Below are 616 nucleotides of genomic sequence, written 5' to 3' on the forward strand. Positions count from 1 at the left end.
CTTAAGTTAGGGTGATCGTAAAATGGTATGCGCTTTAGCCATAGCTTTAACGCTTGCCAATATATCCCCATGCTTACTCTTACGGTCATAAACGGAAATCGGATCAGTGTGCTGGCTAAATAGTTTGTGAAATCGTATCGCTCCATCACTAACGTGGCGTCAAAGTGCTTTTCGTTTTGTTCGTCGCGCTGGGTGTTATCCATATGCACTCTTAGCCCTTGGTTTGGCTCATCAAAGGTCCAGTGATAGGTCATATCCATAGGGTTGAACGGCGAAACATGAAAAACTTTGGGAAACTCATAGTGGTGATATTTTTGTGCTTTCAGGGCATACGAGCCATACTCTCCCGATTGACCTACGGGTAGCACATAAGCATGCCGTTCACCCCATGGGGTGTTGGTGATTTCAGCCAAAATAGAAACCAGCTTGTTAGCTTTGTCAAAACAGTAGTAGAAGGTGACAGGGTTAAAGACTGCATTGAAATAGCGGGCGTGGCACAGCATTCTGACGTGTTCAATTTCCGGCGCAGATAAACCTTGTTCGGTGAGATTGTTCGTCACTTTATTAATGACTGCTTGTTTTAAATCGCCCGATTCGGGTGAGTAATAATCATCGC

The 616-nt window shown here is 44.6% G+C and carries 1 protein-coding gene; it reads right to left on the reverse strand.

Annotated elements, in window-relative coordinates; translation table 11 throughout:
• On the reverse strand, positions 1–616 hold a 616-nt coding region (locus A3766_RS03605), incomplete at both ends, for a DUF1365 domain-containing protein (RefSeq protein WP_068641698.1).

It is taken from the genome of Oleiphilus sp. HI0132 (genome assembly GCF_001635845.1).